The sequence below is a fragment of the Streptomyces sp. JJ36 genome (assembly GCF_021696945.1).
Lineage (GTDB): Bacteria > Actinomycetota > Actinomycetes > Streptomycetales > Streptomycetaceae > Streptomyces.
Genome location: NZ_JACYHE010000008.1, coordinates 22,813 through 40,896, shown reverse-complemented (window position 1 = coordinate 40,896; position 18,084 = coordinate 22,813). Strand labels below are relative to the sequence as shown.

Here is an 18,084-nt window from a genome sequence, read left to right as displayed (position 1 = left end):
CCGACCGGGACGCGGGGTACGGGACCTGAGCGGTGGTACGGGACCGCCGGCTGCCGGATGGCCCGCCGACCGCCGCCGGGCCGGGGGCGGTCACACGCGGGCTGCGCGGACAGGCCCGGCGGCCCCGTGACGGTCAGTCGCCGACGGCGCAGGCGTCCCCGTTCAGCATGAACCGCTCCGGTGGGGAGGTGTCGCCGGTGTGCTCGGCGAGGTAGCCCAGGGTGACCGAGGCGCCGGGGGCGATCGTGCCGTTGTGCCCGGCGTCGGACGCCGTGATCACGTTGCTGCCCTGGGTGAGGTCGGTGTTCCAGTCCGACACGACGGTCTGGCCCAGCGGCAGGGAGAACTCGAGGGTCCAGCCGTCCACCGGGGCGCTGCCGGTGTTGGTGACGGTGAGTTCCGTGGTGAGGCCGTCGCCCCAGGCGGTCACGGCGCGGTCGACCCGGCAGGTCGCCTCCTCCCGCGCGACGGACACCCGGTGCAGCCCGCCGGGCAGGTCGTTGACGACGTAGAGCTCCCCCTCGGCCGTGGCGCCGAAGGCGGTCACCTGGGTGGGCATCCGGCCGATCTCCGCCTGTTCGTAGCCGCCGCTGCCGTCCGGGCGAAGTGCCCAGACGGTGGAGGAGCAGTAGTCGGTGGCGAGGTAGACGCCGCCGGCCAGATCGGCGTACTCCGCACCGCGGTAGACCCGCCCGCCGATGACCGAGCAGCCGCCGGTGTAGGGGGAGTAGGTGAAGACCGGTTCGGTGTGCTCCGCGCCGGAGGTGCAGTGGTCCGGGTCGAACACCTCGAACCCCTCGTGGCAGGACCAGCCGAGGTTCGCGCCGCCCTCCCCGGGGGTCAGGTGGTCGATCTCCTCCCAGCGGCCCTGGCCCACGTCGCCGATCCACAGCGAGCCGTCGGCGCTGTCGAAGGAGAACCGCCACGGGTTGCGCAGCCCGTACAGCCAGATCTCCTCCCGGGCGCCCTCGACGCCGGTGAAGGGGTTGTCGGCGGGGACGCAGTACGGGCGTGCGCCGCAGCTCCGGCTGACGTCGATGCGGAGGATCTTGCCGAGCAGGGTGTCCAGCCGCTGCCCGCTGCGGAACGGGTCGCCGGAACCGCCGCCGTCGCCGATGCTCCAGTACAGGTACCCGTCCGGGCCGAAGGCGAGCTGACCGCCGTTGTGGTTGCTGTACTCGGCGTGCTCCTGGGCGAGCAGCACCTCCGGGCGGGTCTCGCCGAGCCGGTGACGGGCGAGGGTGACGGCGCCGTCGGGCAGCGCCGTGTAGGCCAGATACAGCTCCCGGCTCTCGGCGAAGTCCGGCGGGAGGGCGATCCCCAGCAGGCCGCGCTCGTTGCCCGAGGTGTCGACGACGGCGGAGATGTCGAGGAGCGGGTCCGGCGCCAGGCCGGTCCCGGGGTGGTAGACGCGGACGGTGCCGGGCTTCTCGGTGATGAAGAGACGGCCCGTGCCGTCGTCGGGGGCGACGACGGCGGTGGGGCGGCTCAGCCCGGAGGCGACCTGGGTGGTGGTCACGGCGAGGTCGGTCAGCGGGACCGGGGAGGTCTCCGCACGCGGCGGGGCGCCGGCGGCCGGTGCCGCCGCCGAGGCGGGCACGGCGGCGAGCACGGCCAGTAAGAGGGCGAGCAGGAACGGGCCGGAACGGCGAATTCTTGGCATGACGGCTCCAGGAGCGTTGGTGCGCTTCCACGGGACACGGCGTCTCGGGCCGCAACCGCCGGCCGTGCGCAGCGCACACGGCCGCACGGCGGGAGCGACCCCGGAACCGGACGCGTTCCGTACCCGGCACGCCTTCGCGCACGACCGTAACGGGCGGGACGCGGGCGCACCAGACCGCCTCGGCGGGACAACCGGTGCGGGTTACGGAGCTGACGCCGGGTGAGAACCGGGCCGTGCGGGCCCCCTTGACAACCCTATTGGTCTGGACCAGAGTGCGCCGGCGTCGCCACCCCCCACAGGCACCCACCCCGGAGGACGCCGTGCACCGAGACAGACGCCCCGCCGGCCCCCGCAGCCGGCCGTACGGCCGGCGCCGCCGCCGCTCCTCCCGGCTGCTCGCCGCGCTCATCACCACCGTGCTCGCGGGCAGCGGGCTGGCGGCCGCCGGACCGGGCGCGCAGGCCGCCGGCACCGGCGCGCAGGCCGCGGACACCGAGCTGGCGCACAACGGCGGCTTCGAGGCCGGGCTGGACGGCTGGAGCTGCAGCGCCGGCAGCGGCAGCACCGTGGACAGCCCGGTGCACGGCGGGAGCGCGGCACTGCGGGCCGTACCGTCGGCGGCGGACCACGCCCGCTGCTCCTGATGACCTGGTCGGTCAACTGGGACGAGTTCAACGGCCGGGAGTTCTCCGCGCACTTCGACGCCTACTACGGCGGCTGACACTCCCCCGGCCACCGGCGCTCCGCCCCGCCCCGGGACACCCGGCGTGCTCCCGCGGCGGGGCCGCGGGCACAATCGCCGGATGCGCACCTGTTCGTTCCCGGAGGCCGGCACCCCCGCCGGGCTCCGCGCCCAGGTCGTGGCGCTGGAGGACGAGGCGTGGCCCTCCCGGGACGCGCCGGCCGGCCGCCCGCCCGGCGCCCTCAGCCACGACCCGGCGCTGCATCCGGTCTCCCTGCTCCTCGTGGAGGAGGAGACGGTACTGGCCGCGCTCTCCGTGCTCTCCACGGAGTTCGCGCATGCGGGGGCCCGTTTCACCGCCGCCGGGCTGAGCACGGTCGTCACCCGGCGCGCGGTGCGGGGGCGCGGGTACGGCCGGCGTCTGGTCGCGGAGGCGCGGACCGCGCTCGCGGAGGGCGGTCGGCACGACCTGGCGCTGTTCACCTGCGACCGGCCGCTCCAGCGGTTCTACGAGAGCGCGGGCTGGCGGCCGCTGCCCGGGGCGGTGCTGGTCGGCGGGACACCCGACGACCCGTTCCCGAGCGACTTCCCCGGCTTCGACAAGGTGGTCATGGGCGACTTCTTCTCCGCCGCCGCCCGCCGTGCCCGGGACTCCTTCCAGCGGTGCCGGATCGGGCTCCACCCGGGGGAGATCGACCGCCTCTGGTGACCGGGCCCCGGCCGGCGGGCGCCCGGCGGCCGGGGGCCGGCCGCGGTGATCGCCGTGGGAGAACGGCACGGCGCCCCGGCCGCCGGGCCGGCAAGACTCCGCTCATGGGACTCAGACCGACCACCGCCCCCCTGTCCCGCGTCGCCGTCCTCTCCGACGTCCACGGCGTGCTCCCCGCCCTGGAGGCCGTGCTCGCCGAACCGGACGTGCGCGCGGCCGACCGGGTGGTACTGACCGGCGACCTCGCGGCCGGGCCGCTGCCCGCCGGGACCCTGGACCTGCTGCGCGACCTCGGCGAGCGGGCACTGTGGCTGTCCGGGAACGCCGACCGGGAGCTGGTCGAGTACCGCCGCGGCGCCCGCACCGGGCTTCCCGACCCGATCGCCCCCTGGGCGGCCCGGCAGCTCCGCCCCGGGCAGGTGGAGCGGCTCGCCGGGCTGCCGGACCGGGCGGTGCTGGAGGTCTCCGGCCTCGGCCGGGTGCTGTTCTGCCACGCCACACCGCGGGACGACGAGGAGACGGTGCTGGTGGACTCCGCGGTGGAGCGCTGGGCGGAGGTGCTGGCGGACGTGCCGGGGGACGTGGCCGCGGTGGTGTGCGGGCACACCCACATGCCGTACGTCCGGCTCACACACGGACGCCTCGTGGTGAACCCGGGCAGCGTCGGGATGCCGTACGGGCGGCCGGGCGCCCACTGGGCGCTGCTGGGCCCGGGCGACGCGGTGAGCCTGCGCCGTACGCCCTACGACGCGGACGCGGCCTGTGCCCGGATCGCCGCGGAGTGCGACTGGGGGGGCGCGGCCGCCTGGGCGGAGGAGTTCGTACGGGCCCGGAACAGCGCCGAGGACGCGCTGACCGCCTTCGGCCCGCCGGCCGGGTGTGACGGAAATCAAAGAATTGGCTCCCGTGACCCCGACCAGGCAGGGTAGGGGGAGGCACAAGGACACAAGCGGCACGCCGGGCGGGGGCCGGCGCACGCACCAGCACAGCAGATCACAGCAGAAGGAGCCCCATGAGGATCGGGATCGTCGGAGCCACCGGTCAGGTCGGCGGCGTGATGCGCGAGATTCTGGCCGAGCGGAACTTCCCGGTCGACGAGCTGCGGCTGTTCGCCTCGGCGCGTTCCGCCGGGCGGACGCTGCCCTGGCGGGACGGCGAGGTGACGGTCGAGGACGCCACCGCGGCCGACTACTCCGGGCTGGACATCGTCCTGTTCTCCGCCGGCGGCGCCACCTCCCGGGCGCTCGCCGAGAAGGTCGCCGCCCAGGGCCCCGTCGTGATCGACAACTCCTCCGCCTGGCGTCTGGACCCCGAGGTGCCGCTGGTCGTCTCCGAGGTGAACCCGCAGGCCTCCCGGCAGCGCCCCAAGGGGATCATCGCCAACCCGAACTGCACCACCATGGCCGCCATGCCGGTGCTGCGGCCGCTGCACGAGGAGGCCGGGCTGACCGCGCTGGTCGTCGCCAGTTACCAGGCGGTCTCCGGCAGCGGGCTGGCCGGCGTGGCCGAGCTGGACGAACAGGCACGCAAGGCCGTGGAGAGCGACGCGACCCGGCTGACCTTCGGCGGCGACGCGGTGGACTTCCCGGAGCCGGACAAGTTCAAGCGGCCCATCGCCTTCAACGTGCTGCCGCTGGCCGGCTCGATCGTGGACGACGGGCTGGAGGAGACCGACGAGGAGCAGAAGCTCCGCAACGAGAGCCGGAAGATCCTCGACGTCCCCGGTCTCAAGGTCTCCGGCACCTGCGTGCGGGTGCCCGTCTTCACCGGTCACTCCCTGCAGGTCAACGCCCGCTTCGAGCGCCCGCTGGCCCCGGAGCGCGCCCGGGAGCTGCTGGCGGACGCGCCGGGCGTGGAGCTCTCCGACATCCCGACGCCGCTCCAGGCCGCCGGCCGGGACGCCAGCTACGTCGGGCGCATCCGCCGGGACGAGACCGCGGAGAACGGGCTGGCCCTCTTCCTCGCCAACGACAACCTGCGCAAGGGCGCGGCGCTGAACGCGGTGCAGATCGCCGAGCTGGTGGCCGCCGAGTCCCGCTGACCGGAGCCCCCCGGGGAGCCGTGGAGACACCGCCCGCTGCGGGGCCGCAGCGCCGGGAGCGCGGACGCGGGAACCCCCGGACCCTCGGGTCCGGGGGTTCCCGCGTGCCGGACGGCGGTCAGCCGAGCTGCGCGCCGAAGGCCTGCAGCGCCTCGCCCACCGGCTGGAAGAAGGTCTCCCCGCCGGAGGTGCAGTCACCGCTGCCGCCGGAGGTCAGGCCCAGCGCCTGGTCGCCCGCGAAGAGCGCGCCGCCGCTGTCGCCCGGCTCGGCGCAGACGGTGGTCTGGATCAGCCCGTCCACGGTGCCCTCCGGGTAGGACACGGAGACGTCCAGCCCGGTGACCTCGCCGTCGTGCAGTTGTGTGGTGCTGCCGCTGCGCTGCACGGTCTGGCCGACGGTGGCCTCGCCCGCCCCCGAGATGGGCTGGCTGCTGCCGTCGTAGAGGTTGACCTCGCCGGGACGGTCGACCTCGGCCGTGTACATGGCCAGGCCGAAGTCGTCGCCCGGGAAGCTGCCGCTCTGGGTGCGGGCGATCTCCGGGCCGCCCTGGGACTCGGCCCAGCTCGAGATGGCGTTGGTGCAGTGGCCGGCGGTGAGGAAGCCGGGCCGGCCGTCCACCGTCACGTTGAAGCCGAGCGAGCAGCGGCCGCTCGGCCCGAATATCGCGTCCCCGCCGGCGATGCGGGTGGTGTACTCGCCCTCGGTGCGCTTGAGGACGGCCTTGCCGTCCTCCGCCGCCACCTGCTTCTCGAGCTGGGCGTACTCGGCGCCGGTGACCGTGCTGTCGGCGGTGACGACCACCTTGTTGGTGACCGGGTCGACCATGCGCGAGGTACCGGTCATGTCGCGCGCGGTGAACATCTCCTTCACCGCCGTGAGCTGGGCCATGGTGTGCTCGACCACCCGCGCCTCGGCGCCGGCCGACTCCACCTTCTCCGCGGCCTCCTCGTCGACGACGTTCACGACGAGTGTGCGGTCCTCGGAGTCGTAGTAGGCGCCGGCGTCACCGGCGAGGCCGGAGACGAGGTCCTGGGCGAGCGTGGCGGCCGCGGCGGACGACAGGGTCCGCGGCTCCGCGGACGGGGACTCCGACGCGTTGGCGTTCGCCAGGGTGAGGGATCCGGCGACGAGCGCGGCGACGCCCGCACCCGCAAGGGCGACGCGGCGCGTGGAGGTACGACGATGCTTCCTCAACTCTGCTCCTCCTGTGGGGGGATGGGCTCGCCCGAGTCAGCGCGGAGCCCGGAGGGTGTTGTGTGGCGACGCGGTTCCCCGAAAACCGGCAGAGTCGCGTCCATGCCAACTTCGCTGGAGTATGGCGCGATCCGCGATCAGCACACAAGCCCCCCACGAAGGAACTGTCCGGTAATCGATACTCAGCGCTCGGATTCTGTGTCGCTTTCCGGGGGTTCCGGGGCAGATGTGAATTCCGAGTCGTCCTGGGACCAGAGTTCCGTGGGCGCCCCGCCCTCACCCGCCCCCTCCGGCCCCTGCGGCCCCTCCGTCTCGCCGGGCGCAGGTCCCGCTCCCGGCGCACCCGGCGCACGGGTCCCGGAGCCGGGCTCCAGCGCGCCGAGGCCGGCGGCCCGCACGGCGGCGTCGACGTCGACCTCCTCGACGTCCTCCGGCTCCAGGACGTGCTCCGCGGACTCCTCCCCCGCCACCACCTCGCGCGGGCCGCGAGCGCCGCCCGCCTCCCCGGTCTGCTGCGAGCGGTCCAGGAAGCGCAGGAGCTCCACCGGGAACGGCAGCACGAGCGTGGAGTTCTTCTCGGTGGCCACCGAGGCCACCGTCTGCAGCAGCCGGAGCTGGAGCGCCGCGGGGGTGTCGGCCATCGCGTCGGCCGCCTGGGCGAGCTTGCGGGAGGCCTGCAGCTCCGCGTCCGCGTTGATCACCCGGGCCCGCCGGTCCCGGGTCGCCTCCGCCTGCCGGGCCATCGACCGCTTCATCGTCTCCGGCAGCGAGACGTCCTTGATCTCCACCCGGTCGATGTTGACCCCCCACTCCACGGCGGGGCTGTCGATCATCAGGGCGAGGCCCTGGTTCAGCTTCTCGCGGTTGGAGAGCAGGTCGTCCAGCTCGCTCTTGCCGATGATCGACCGCAGCGAGGTCTGCGCCATCTGCGCCACCGCGAACCGGTAGTCCTCGACCCGCACGATGGCGTCCGCGGGGTCGACCACCCGGAAGTAGACGACGGCGTCCACCCGGACCGTGACGTTGTCCCGGGTGATGCCCTCCTGGGCCGGCACCGGCAACGTCACGATCTGCAGGTTCACCTTCTGCAGCCGGTCGACGGCGGGGACGATCATGGTGAAGCCGGGCTCACGCAACCCCGGCCGCAGGCGCCCCAGCCGGAAGACGAGCGCCCTCTCGTACTGCTTGACGATCCGGGCCGCGGCGAGGACGTACACCAGCCCGCCGGCCACCGCCGCTGCCACCAGCTCCACGACCATGCTGGCCCCCTGTTTCGGGCTATGCCGGATATATCACCACGGTAGCCCCGGGAAGGGCGCTGGTCGAGACCTGTCCCGGGTGCCGCCGGGCGGGGCGGGTCTCAGCCGCCCGCGGTGCTCAGCAGTCGCACGAGCAGCACTCGCAGGCGTCGCAGCAGTCGCACTTGTGACAGCACCCCTCCCGCTTCTTGCGGGACCACGGGCCCTCGTACTCGCTCGCGCAGCACATCCGGCAGGTGCAGCAGAGCCCGGTGAAGGCGCCGCACCCGGCCGCCGGCCCCCGCCCCGCGGGCCGCCCCGGAACGCCGGGCCCCCGGCCGTGCCCGCCCCCCGGCCCGTACGCGCCCGCCCCGGGGGCGCCGTGCGCGCACCGCACACCGAAGGCGCGGTCCACGGACCGCGGCAGCTCGTGGACGAGCAGCAGGTGGGCCAGGCGTCCGTCGGCGAACGCCACCTCCCGGAGCGCGAGCCGCACCCCCTGCACCGCGTCGTCGCAGAGCCGGCGGGCCTCCTCCCGCGGGGTGCCGGTGGCGGTCAGCGGGTTCCAGGCGCCCGCGGCCTCGTCGGCGGGCAGGTCCTCCACCGCGTCCAGCAGGTGCGCCAGCCGGCCGAAGAGCCGCCCGGCCTCGGCGAGCGGCGCGGCGTTGGCCGGGCGCCCGGCGAGTACCGCGGTGTGCGCGAACGCGGCCGCGGTCGCCGTCTCCGCGGGCTCGGTGACCGCGAGCACCGGGCTGCCCGGCACGGCAGCGGCCTCCAGCGCGGGCTGCCGCTCGACCGCGTCGGCCAGCACGGACACCTCGAACTCCAGCGCGGCCGAGGTGCGCGCGCCGGCCCGGTCCCAGCCGTCCGCCATCCGGCGCGCCGCGGCGGCCAGCGGGCGCCTGGCCAGCAGTCCGTCGCCGTCGGCGAGGTGATCGCGGGTCTTGGCGGAGGCCAGCACCAGGGAGACGGCCGCCGCCAGCCGGGCGCCCTCGCCACGGGCGACGGGGGCGGTGCGCAGCGCCCGCAGCGGGCAGGGGCCCGCCGTGCGGCGGCCGCCCGCCGTGACGCCGGTCTGGGCCTCGGTCAGCACGGAGACGAGCAGCCCGTCGTAGTTGGTCACCAGCCGGGCGAGCTGCCCGTGGTCGTTCCGCAGGGCGAGGCAGAGCCCGCACAGGTGGGCGGTCCACTCGCCGAGCATGGCCGCGCCCAGGCGGTGCCGGCAGGGCCTGACGATCCCGAACAACGTACTCCCCCGTTCCCCCGGTGACGGCGCCTCAGGGCGGCGGCGCCCGCACCGGTCACTCTTATGTCCGCGTGGCCCACCCGTCCGGACGGAACCCGGGCGAAATCTTGCGGACCGTCACCATCCGTCCCGTGCGGGTGCTCTGATACGGCGCCATGTCGCGCTGTGCGCTGTGCACCAGTACCGTCACGAATGCCGCCTGCGGAGGCAATCCGCTTGGCACATCGTGCACGTCATGGACGACGATAGGTCATGCGGACCCCGCGGCGGTTCCGCGGTGGCACACATCTCGACGCCGCGCGCAGAGGAGAGGAGGCGTCCATGGGATCGGTGCGCAAGGCGAGTGCGTGGCTGGGCCTCGTCGACGACAGCGAGATGCGTTACTACGACGACGACTACGCCGAGGGGCCGGAGCCCGGAGACGCCGCGCGCGAGTCCTGGGTGACCGATCCGCGCGTCCGGGTCACCGCGGAGGCCGCGCAGGACCAGGGCACCCGGATCGCCACGGTGACGCCGGACGGCTTCCGGGACGCCCGCGGCATCGGTGAGCTCTTCCGGGACGGCGTGCCGGTCATCGTGAACCTCACGGCGATGGAGTCCGCCGACGCCAAGCGCGTGGTGGACTTCGCCGCGGGCCTGACCTTCGGGCTGCGCGGGTCCATCGAGCGGGTGGCGACGCGGGTGTTCCTGCTGACCCCCGCCGACTACCAGATCGTCAACGGCGAGGCGCGGCGCTCCGCCGAGGGCGGGTTCTTCAACCAGAGCTGACCGCCCGGGCGCGGGCCGGGGCGCCCGCGCCCGGGCGGCCGGCTCAGCGGAAGGCGTCCAGCCCGGTGAGCGCCTTGCCCAGCACGAGCTGGTGCATCTCGACGGTGCCCTCGTAGGTGAGCACCGACTCCAGGTTCGTGGCGTGCCGCATCACCGGGTACTCCAGCGAGATGCCGTTGGCGCCCAGGATCGTCCGGGCGGTGCGGCAGATCCCGATCGCCTCCCGCACGTTGTTCAGCTTGCCGAAGCTCACCTGCTCCGGGCGGAGCCGCCCGGCGTCCATCCGCCGCCCGAGATGATGCGCGAGGAGCACGCCCTTGTGCAGCTCGACCGCCATGTCGGCGAGCTTGGCCTGGGTGAGCTGGAAGCCCCCGATGGGCCTCCCGAACTGCTCCCGGGTCCGCGCGTACTCCAGGGCCGCCTCGAAGCTGGACCGGGCCGCTCCCATGGCACCCCAGACGATGCCGTACCGGGCATGGCTGAGACAGCTCAGCGGGCCGCGCAGCCCGGTCGCCCCGGGCAGCACCGCGTTCTCGGGCAGCCGCACGTCGTCCAGGACCAGCTCGCTGGTCACCGAGGCGCGCAGGGACCACTTGTGGTGGATCTCCGGGGCGGAGAAGCCCGCGGTGCCGGCGGGCACCAGGAAGCCGCGGACGCCGTCGTCCGTACGGGCCCACACCACCGCGACCCCGGACACCGAGCCGTTGGTGATCCACATCTTGCGGCCGTTGAGCACCCAGTCCGTGCCGTCCCGCTTGGCGTGGGTACGCATGCCCGCGGGGTCGGAGCCGTGGTCCGGCTCGGTGAGCCCGAAGCACCCGATGACCTCGCCGGAGGCCATCCGGGGCAGCCACTCCTGCTTCTGCTCCTCGCTGCCGAAGCGGTGGATCGCGTACATGGCGAGCGAGCCCTGGACGGAGACCAGGGAGCGGATGCCCGAGTCGGCGGCCTCCAGCTCCAGGCAGGCCAGCCCGTACTGCACGGCGCTCGCCCCCGCACAGCCGTAGCCCTCCAGGGACATGCCGAGCGCACCCAGGGAGCCCAGCTCGCGGGCGAGCTCCCGCACGCCGGGCAGCTCGCCCCGCTCGTACCACCCGGCCACGTGCGGCAGCACCCGGTCGGCGGCCCAGGAACGCACGGTGTCGCGCACGTCCCGGTCCTCGGGGCCGAGGAGCTCGTCGACGCCGAGCGGGTCGGCGGGGTCGAACGGCGGGAGTGCGGACATGCGGACCTCCGGTGGTCGTGCGGCTCGGACCTGACGCTACGAGCGGGTGAACCCGCTGGACAAGAGCGCGCCCTCGCCCTCGGCGGCCCCCGCGGCCCGGGTGCGGCGGCGGTCGGCGCCGCCGGGCCGGCGCGCTCCCGGAACCCCGGAAGCCCCGCGGGCCCGGCCGGGCGGGTGGGCCCCGGACTCCCCGGCCGGCCGGTCCTCCGCCGCGTCGCCGGGCGACATGGTGCGCGGCAGCCGGAGGGCGGCGAGCGCGCCCAGCAGCAGCAACACGGCGCTGACCAGCAGCGTCATCCGCAGCCCGTGCACGAAGGCGTGGCGGGCGGCGGTGACCAGGTGGTCCCCGGCCGTACCGCCGAGCTGCCCGGCCACGCCGAACGCCTCCCCGAGGGAGTGCTGCGCGGCCCGGGAGGCTTCGGCGGGGACACCGGGGACGGCCCGCACGCCGGGCGCGTAGGCGGCGTTCATGACGGTGCCGAGCAGTGCGATGCCGATGCCGGCGCCGAGCTGGTACGCGGTCTCGCCCAGGGCCGCGGCACCACCGGCGCGCTCCTCGGGCGCGTCGTCGAGCATCGACTCGTAGCAGCCGAAGAGGGTGATCTCCAGGCCGAAGCCGAGCAGCACGAAGCCGCCGAGCAACAGCGCGGGCCGGTCGGTCTGGTCGAGGCCGGTGAGCAGCAGCACGGCGAGTGCGGTGACCAGGAAGCCGAGCGTGACCATCCGCCGCGGCCCGAGCGCCCGGAGCAGCCGGGCGCCGGCGAGCCCGGCTCCGATGGCCGCCAGGGAGAGCGGCAGCAGCCGCAGCCCGGTCTCCAGCGGGGAGAGACCGAGCACGAGCTGGAGGTACTGCGCGGCGATCAGGGCGAGCCCGACGAGCGCCAGTACCGTGAGCACGATGCAGGCGACGGCGGTGCCGAAGGCGGGCCGTGCCAGCGCCGCGACGTCCACCAGCGGGTGGGCGCGGCGCCGCTGCCGGCGCACGAAGAGAGCGAGCAGGACGGCACCGGCGAGCAGCGGCACCACGGTCCCGGGACCGGCGGGGTCTTCGGCGACCCGCTTCACCCCCAGGACGGCCGCGAACAGCCCGGCCGCCGCCAGCGCCGCACCCGCCACGTCCCAGGGTCCGTCAGCCGTTCCGGTGGACTCCGGGAGCAGCCGGCGCCCGGCGGGCAGCGCCGCGGCCATCAACGGGAGGTTGATCAGGAAGACGGCGCCCCACCAGAAGTGCTCCAGCAGGAGCCCGCCGACCAGCGGCCCGACGGCGGCGCCGACCGCGGCCACGGCGCTCCACACACCCACGGCCACCGCGCGCTCGCGGCGGTCGGGGAAGACCTGGCGCAGGATGGAGAGCGTCGCGGGCATGATCATCGCACCGCCGACCCCGAGCAGCGCCCGGGCCGCGACGAGCACCTCGGGCGTGGGGGCGTAGGCGGCCAGCGCGGAGGCCAGCGCGAAGATCCCGTAGCCCAGCAGCAGCACCCGGCGTCTGCCGACCCGGTCGCCCAGCGTGCCGAAGAGGATGAGCAGCGAGGCGCAGACGAGCGGATAGGCGTCCACGATCCACAGCAGCTGCACCGAGGACGGGCGGAGGTCCCCGGAGACGGCCGGCACCGCGACGTGGAGCACCGTGGCGTCCACCGCCACCAGGAGCAGACTGGCGCAGAGGACGACGAGCACGGTCCAGCGGCCGGCGAGGCCGCCCGCGCCCGGCGGCGCCGGCGGCTGTGCGGGGACGTCCGCCGCCTCTGCGGCCACGGGCGTGGTCGTCCCTGACATGTACGCACCTCCTCTTGCACCCGGCATGGTGAACCGGGGGGAACGCCGGGGCGCCGGTGCGCCGCCCGGCCCGGATCACGGCACGAGTGGGCGCCAGCGTACGCGAGTCGTCCCGCAGGTCACGTGGCGCGTCTCACCTTCGGCACGGAAGGGGTGCGAGGTGCCCACCCCGGGAGGCCCGCGCACCCGGTCTCGACGCGGGCCGGAGCGGACCGCGTGGAGACCGGGTGCCGGACACGGCGGCCTCCGGCCGCCGGGGAAGCTCCGGGGAATTCCGGATTAAGGACCGGTGAACGCATTCTTTAAGGTGAAACGATTGCCGCACCGGGGCCCCTCGCCTGAATATGCGGAGGGCACTCGGTATAAGCCGCGGTAATGCGGCGGAAAAGGCCGGGATAGCGGCACGGACCACATCACATCAACATCACAAAGGCCCTGACGAGTGCGTTCGCCTCTCGCGCGCGAGGTAACGTCGATTGGGTGCGTACCGACCGAATCCTCGCCAGGCTCGAGCAAGAGCCTGAGCGACCGAGCAGCCCCCCGCCGCGGATGAGCCGGACCCGCAAGGTCCTGTTCGGCGCGACGATGGCGCTGTACGGGGCCATCGTCGCCGCGGTGCTGCTCACCACCGAACTGGTACGGGTGGACTGGCAGCTCATGCTGTTCCGTCCGTACAAGCAGTGGCCGGAGTTCCACGCCTTCCTCGACTACTTCGTCGTCCTGGGCCAGCGCGCCCCCACCGCGGTGCTGGTGGCGGCCTGGCTCGGCTGGCGCTCGTGGCGCCAGCGCACGCTCCGCCCGCTCCTCGTGCTGGCCACGGCGCTGCTGCTGCTCAACGCCACGGTCGGGGCCGTGAAGATCGGCCTCGGCAGGCTCGGCCCGCACTACGCCACCGAGGTCGGCTCCGCGGAGCTCTTCGCAGGCGGCGACATATTCCCCTCCGGGCACACCGCGAACGCCGTCGTGACCTGGGGCATCCTCGCCTATCTGGCCACCACGCCGCGGGCCCGGCGGGTGCTCTCCGTGGTCGCCGCGTTCTTCGCGCTCGGGGTCGGTGCCACCACCGTGTATCTGGGGACGCACTGGGTCAGCGACGTGCTGCTCGGCTGGGCGGCCGGCCTGCTGATCCTGCTGGGCCTGCCCTGGTGCGAGCCGGTCATCGCCCGGACCGAGGCGCTGGTCTTCCACTGGCGCGAACGGCTGCGTGCGCTGGCGGGCCGCCCGGCGCCCGGGCAGCTCCCACCGGTCGCCCGGCCGCCGCTGATCACCCGTGCGGCGGCGGCCGAGGGCCCGCAGGGGGCCACCCGTCCCTCCGGCGAGGGCCGCTCCGGCCCGCCGGGCGGCACGGGGGCCGGCGGGCCGCAGACGGCTGCCACGGGGCCGTCACACGGCCGGATGCATCTCCCGGGCCGCGGGCACGGGCTGCGCTCCGAGTGCGCCCCGCTGGGGCCGGGGGCGGGCAGCCGCCGCCCGGCCTCCGAGCGTCCGGCGCCCCAGCGCCCGGCACCGCTGGGGCCGCGCGGGCGCTGAGCGCGTGCAGGGGCGTGCTGGGGCTGTGCACGGCCGGGTGCGGGTGCGTGCGGCCGTGGGGGCAGGGATCGAGCCCCGGGGCGTGCGGAGCCGCCCCGGGGCGGCGGAACCCGGCCGGAGCCGGGCGTGGACCGCGGGGACGGGCCGGCGCCGGAGCGGGAGCCTCAGCCCTTCCAGCAGCGCACCACGGTGCCCTCCCGCACGGCGAAGTTCAGCCGTCCGGAGAGGAACTCCATGGTGATGATCGCGTCCGGGGCCAGCCGGCGCACCGTCGGCCAGCCGCGTTCCCGGGCCCGCTCCTCGGCGGTCTCGGCAGGGAGCCCGACGTAGCGCTCGGGGTCGTCCTCGGGGGAGTCCGGATCTGTGGAGTGGGCTGCCATGACCGCCACCGTACGGCTTCCCCTGGGGCACCCGGAAGTCCGGGCCGTATCCGCTCCGCGTCACACTTCTGTCACAGCTTGCGGCGGGGCGCACATGCGTCCGGTCCTTCCCCCGCGGCCGCCCTTCTCACTCGTTCGGCTCAGTCCTTTTCCACGGGAAGAATCCCTTCCGGGAGGGGGCGGCGGACAACTGTCGCAGATATTCCCAGCCGGTCGTCATAGGAGCGGATGAGTGTCCGGAGAACCTCCCGGAACGGGTTCCGCTTCTCCCAGGGAACGGCTCAGCCGGTCCCGGAACGCCCGGATATGGTCATTCAGCTCGACCGGTTCGCGTACCTCGAAGTCGAAGCCGAGGAACATGAGATGGATCACCATGACCTCGGGCGAGTGCGCCCCCGTGCGGAGCAGGCAGCTCCCGGCGTCCACGGCCTCCAGGGTGCCGCTCGTCAGAGGGACCCGTTCGGCGACCCGCTCGGCCGGCGCGTGCAGCAGCACGGTGGCCTGGGTGGCGAAGGCCCGGGTCGAGACACCCTCGGAGACCCAGGCGGCCAGATCCTCGGCCGGCGGGGTGCGCGGGGGGAACCGCGGACCGTGCGGCGGGCGGAGCGCGACGCGATCGGCCCGGAAGGTGCGCCAGTCCGCACGGTCCCGGTCCCAGCCGACCAGGTACCAGCGGCGATGGGTGCTGACCAGCCGGTGCGGCTCCACCACCCGGCGGGAGACCTCTCCACCGTGGGTGCGGTACTCGAAGCGGACCACCTCGTGGTCACGGCAGGCGTGCGCCAGCTCCGTGATGGTCGTGGAGTCCACGGCCGGGCCGCTGTGCGGCCGGGTCAGCGGCACGGTGTACGCGGTGAGGGCGCCGACGCGGCGGCGCAGCCGGTGCGGCAGGACCTGCTCCAGCTTGGCCAGAGCCCGCGCGGAGGACTCCTCGATGCCCTGCACTCCGCCGGCGGCCGCGCCCTGCAGGCCGAGGGCGACCGCCACGGCCTCCTCGTCGTCGAGCAGCAGCGGGGGGAGTTCCGCGCCCGCGCCGAGCCGGTACCCGCCGGTGGTGCCGGTGGCCGAGTGCACGGGGTAGCCGAGGCCGCGGAGCCGGTCGACGTCCCGGCGCACGGTGCGCGGAGTGACGCCGAGCCGTTCGGCGAGCTCTCCGCCGGACCACTCGCGGTGTGCCTGGAGCAGTGAGAGCAGTTTCAGCAGCCGTGCCGAGGTCTCCAACATGGCCCGGAGTCTGCCACCGCTTGCGGACACCTTCCGTCCGCGGTGCCCGCGGTGCCGCCCGCGAGGCGGTCCGGTTCACCGTTCCCGGGCCGCGCGGCCCCCGCCCGGGGCGTCCGCGGCGGTGATCCGTACCGCGAGATCGTTGTCGCACGTCCAGTACGGCGTCACCAGGCGGTCCCCGCAGCGGTGCGGCGGGAGCGGGGGCAGCCGGTGCCGGTCCACGACGTCGTCGAGGAGACGCGCCAGCCGGACGGCCGGGGCCTCCGGGGCGGGGCGCAGCCAGAGATCCCACTCGCCCGTCCCGACCGGGTACGGGACGGAGAGGGTGGCCCGGAAGTCGGCGCCGCTCGCGGTGACGGCGGCCGTCAGCGGAGCCGGCGCCGGCGCGCCGTCCGGCGCCGGGCGCGGCCTGGCCTCCACCACCGCACCGGCGGCCGGCTCGGCCCCGTAGAGCCGCCCGCCGAGGGCCAGCCCGGCGTCCGTGGCCCGCACCTCCCGTGCCTCGGCGTGCGGGCGGCGCAGCCAGGCGCGCAGCGAGAGCCCGCCGCCGGGGCCGGCGTACGGGATGCGCACGCCCAGCCAGGCGCGGTGCGGGCCGGGCTCCCGGTCCCCCAGCGAGCGCAGGTCGTGCTCCCCCGACCGCAGCCGGCGTGGTTCCTCCTCACCGAGCACCAGAAACCCGTCCCAGTGGCCCTCGGCCAGCGTCATGGTGCTGGGCAGTGCCGCGCGCAGCCGCCCGGCGGCGGGAGAACCGGCGGGGGACACGGCGGGGAACAGCGGCAGCCGGACACAGCCGTCGTCCGGGACGCCGGGGGCACCGGCGCCCCGCTCGCGCAGCAGCAGTGCCGCGTCCCAGCGCTCCCCCAGGCCGGGCAGGACGATGTCGAACGTCAGGCCGCCTGCGGAGTCCGCGGTGCAGTCGGCGCGCGGACCGTCAGGGTGCGCCGGGCGGTCGCGAAGTGGTCTGTGCATGTTCCCTGGGTCTCGTGAGCCGTGCGGCCGGTCCCCGGCCGGCCGCCTGACACTCTTCCAGACCCTTTCGGGCGCGCCCGGGTTGGGCGGAAGAGGTCCGCCGTTCTGACCTTGTGCTGCAAAGGTTTCGACATCGTGAGCCGTGGACGGGAACTTCCGCGGCCGCTCAGGCGTACGGGAAGTGACGAGCGCACACGCCGCGGTCATATGCCCGTGGCGGGGCGGCGCCGCGCGACCCCGGTCGGCGCCGGTCAGCGCCGTGGGGACCGTTCAGCGCCGCGCCACGGCCGTCCGTCGCCGAACGGCGCCGGGTCAGGGCGGGATCAAGGCCGGTCCGGCGCCGTCCAGCGCCGCGCCAGGGCTGTTCAGCGGGCGACCATCCGCAGGCTGGGCGCCCGTTCGGCCGCGGTCGCCGGCACCACCGTCGCACGCAGGGTGGCCTCCCCGGAGGGCATGGCTCCCGGCGCCTCGCCCGGCGCGTCTCCGGCCTCCGGGGCACCGGTCGCCTCCGGCGACGCCTCCGCGGGCCCGGTGTCGTCCGCCGTGCCGGAGTCCTCGTCGCCGGACGAGCCGGCGGACCCGCCGGTGCCGGACTCCCCGCCCGTCCCCGCCGGCACCGCCAGTTCGGTGCCGACTCCCACCAGGTCCGGTTCCGGCCCGACCGCGTCGCGGTTCGCCGCGTACAGGGTCTGCCAGCCGCCCCGTACGCCGTAGCGGCCGGCCAGCGAGTGCAGTGTCTCGCCCTGCCGCACCCGGTGGGTCCCCGTGAACTCCGGCGCGGGCACGGCCTCGTCGCCCGGCGGCGGGGCCGGGTCCCGCGCGGGGGCGGCCCCGGGCGGAGCGGGCACCGTGGTGCCGCTCAGCCCGTACCGCCGGGAACAGACCGGCCAGGCCCCCCACCCCTGGACGGCCAGCACCTTGCGGGCGACCGCGATCTGCTCGGCGGGGGTCGCCAGGTCGGCCCGTGGGGCGTACTGCAGGCCTCCGAACCCGGCCCAGGTGGACTGCTGGAACTGCAGGCCGCCGTAGAAGCCGTTCCCGGTGTTGACGTCCCAGCGACCGCTGCTCTCGCACTGCGCGACACAGGACCAGGGCCAGCCCTGGCCGCCACAGCCGTACGCGACCCGGGTCGCCCCGGCCGGTGTCCCCGGCACGGCGGTCACCACCGGCACCGTCGCCGCGGACCGGCCGGTCGCGGCCTGTGCCCCGCCGGCCAGAGTCAGGGCGGCGGCCGCGGCCGCCACACCGGCGGCGGCCGCCCGGAGCGTCGTTCCTGCGCTGCTATGAACACATCGGTTCCGCATCGGCTCACGCTAGGCACAGCCGGAAGCCGGATCGCTCGCGCCACGCCCGGTGCGCCACGCCGCGCCACCCGCTCGGAGCACCGGCACGGGCGCCCTCGTGCACCCGAAGGAGCGACGAGGTAGGGGAC

Annotated in this window: 15 protein-coding genes and 1 pseudogene; 6 read left to right on the top strand and 10 right to left on the bottom strand. The window is 75.2% G+C overall.

Translation table 11 applies throughout. From position 1 onward, the window contains the following. Nucleotides 1-133: 133 nt before the first annotated feature. A complete protein-coding gene (locus tag HOY81_RS05200; RefSeq protein ID WP_237318641.1) occupies nucleotides 134-1,663 on the bottom strand; it encodes a PQQ-dependent sugar dehydrogenase in 1,530 nt (509 codons plus the stop codon). A gap of 416 nt (nucleotides 1,664-2,079) precedes the next feature. Here HOY81_RS05200 and HOY81_RS05195 point away from each other — a divergent pair. From HOY81_RS05195 to HOY81_RS05180, 4 genes and pseudogenes are all read left to right on the top strand, one after another. Beyond that, a pseudogene (locus HOY81_RS05195) lies at nucleotides 2,080-2,304 on the top strand (chitinase); the annotation flags it as partial. 162 nt (nucleotides 2,305-2,466) lie between these two features. Further along, nucleotides 2,467-3,054 carry a GNAT family N-acetyltransferase gene (locus HOY81_RS05190; protein ID WP_237318639.1) on the top strand — a complete coding sequence of 196 codons (588 nt, stop codon included), beginning with the start codon at nucleotides 2,467-2,469 and terminating at the stop codon, nucleotides 3,052-3,054. A gap of 104 nt (nucleotides 3,055-3,158) precedes the next feature. Further along, nucleotides 3,159-3,983 (top strand): metallophosphoesterase, encoded by an 825-nt coding sequence (locus HOY81_RS05185; protein ID WP_237318638.1) that lies wholly within the window; start codon nucleotides 3,159-3,161, stop codon nucleotides 3,981-3,983. 83 nt (nucleotides 3,984-4,066) lie between these two features. Then, nucleotides 4,067-5,095 carry an aspartate-semialdehyde dehydrogenase gene (locus HOY81_RS05180; protein ID WP_237318636.1) on the top strand — a complete coding sequence of 343 codons (1,029 nt, stop codon included), beginning with the start codon at nucleotides 4,067-4,069 and terminating at the stop codon, nucleotides 5,093-5,095. A 118-nt stretch (nucleotides 5,096-5,213) separates the two neighbouring features. Here HOY81_RS05180 and HOY81_RS05175 read toward each other — a convergent pair whose 3' ends face one another. The 3 genes from HOY81_RS05175 to HOY81_RS05165 form a co-directional block, all read right to left on the bottom strand. After that, the gene (locus tag HOY81_RS05175; protein ID WP_237318634.1) at nucleotides 5,214-6,290 is read right to left on the bottom strand and encodes a S1 family peptidase; all 1,077 of its coding nucleotides are present in this window, start codon (nucleotides 6,288-6,290) and stop codon (nucleotides 5,214-5,216) included. A 182-nt stretch (nucleotides 6,291-6,472) separates the two neighbouring features. After that, nucleotides 6,473-7,549 carry a slipin family protein gene (locus tag HOY81_RS05170; protein WP_237318632.1) on the bottom strand — a complete coding sequence of 359 codons (1,077 nt, stop codon included), beginning with the start codon at nucleotides 7,547-7,549 and terminating at the stop codon, nucleotides 6,473-6,475. A 118-nt stretch (nucleotides 7,550-7,667) separates the two neighbouring features. Continuing rightward, a complete protein-coding gene (locus tag HOY81_RS05165) occupies nucleotides 7,668-8,774 on the bottom strand; it encodes a DUF5685 family protein (protein WP_237318630.1) in 1,107 nt (368 codons plus the stop codon). 321 nt (nucleotides 8,775-9,095) lie between these two features. Here HOY81_RS05165 and HOY81_RS05160 point away from each other — a divergent pair, with 321 nt between their 5' ends. Further along, on the top strand, nucleotides 9,096-9,542 hold the full coding sequence (locus HOY81_RS05160; protein WP_237318628.1) for a cell division protein SepF: 447 nt from the start codon (nucleotides 9,096-9,098) through the stop codon (nucleotides 9,540-9,542). 43 nt (nucleotides 9,543-9,585) lie between these two features. Here HOY81_RS05160 and HOY81_RS05155 read toward each other — a convergent pair whose 3' ends face one another. Together HOY81_RS05155 and HOY81_RS05150 are read right to left on the bottom strand one after the other, a co-directional pair. Then, complete coding sequence (locus tag HOY81_RS05155; protein WP_237318627.1) at nucleotides 9,586-10,767, bottom strand: acyl-CoA dehydrogenase family protein; 1,182 nt, start codon at nucleotides 10,765-10,767, stop codon at nucleotides 9,586-9,588. A gap of 36 nt (nucleotides 10,768-10,803) precedes the next feature. Further along, on the bottom strand, nucleotides 10,804-12,546 hold the full coding sequence (locus tag HOY81_RS05150) for an MFS transporter (protein ID WP_237318625.1): 1,743 nt from the start codon (nucleotides 12,544-12,546) through the stop codon (nucleotides 10,804-10,806). 480 nt (nucleotides 12,547-13,026) lie between these two features. On the opposite strand from HOY81_RS05150, the gene HOY81_RS05145 reads away from it, so the two are divergent. After that, nucleotides 13,027-14,076 carry a phosphatase PAP2 family protein gene (locus HOY81_RS05145; protein ID WP_237318623.1) on the top strand — a complete coding sequence of 350 codons (1,050 nt, stop codon included), beginning with the start codon at nucleotides 13,027-13,029 and terminating at the stop codon, nucleotides 14,074-14,076. A gap of 164 nt (nucleotides 14,077-14,240) precedes the next feature. Here HOY81_RS05145 and HOY81_RS05140 read toward each other — a convergent pair whose 3' ends face one another. The 4 genes from HOY81_RS05140 to HOY81_RS27555 form a co-directional block, all read right to left on the bottom strand. Continuing rightward, the gene (locus HOY81_RS05140; RefSeq protein WP_237318620.1) at nucleotides 14,241-14,456 is read right to left on the bottom strand and encodes a hypothetical protein; all 216 of its coding nucleotides are present in this window, start codon (nucleotides 14,454-14,456) and stop codon (nucleotides 14,241-14,243) included. Between the two features lie 216 nt (nucleotides 14,457-14,672). After that, nucleotides 14,673-15,680 carry a YafY family protein gene (locus HOY81_RS05135; protein ID WP_237318618.1) on the bottom strand — a complete coding sequence of 336 codons (1,008 nt, stop codon included), beginning with the start codon at nucleotides 15,678-15,680 and terminating at the stop codon, nucleotides 14,673-14,675. A gap of 75 nt (nucleotides 15,681-15,755) precedes the next feature. After that, nucleotides 15,756-16,652, bottom strand: a complete 897-nt coding sequence (locus HOY81_RS05130; RefSeq protein ID WP_237318616.1) for a hypothetical protein — start codon at nucleotides 16,650-16,652, stop codon at nucleotides 15,756-15,758. A gap of 365 nt (nucleotides 16,653-17,017) precedes the next feature. Beyond that, the gene (locus HOY81_RS27555; RefSeq protein WP_306423449.1) at nucleotides 17,018-17,956 is read right to left on the bottom strand and encodes a transglycosylase family protein; all 939 of its coding nucleotides are present in this window, start codon (nucleotides 17,954-17,956) and stop codon (nucleotides 17,018-17,020) included. Nucleotides 17,957-18,084 lie beyond the last annotated feature (128 nt).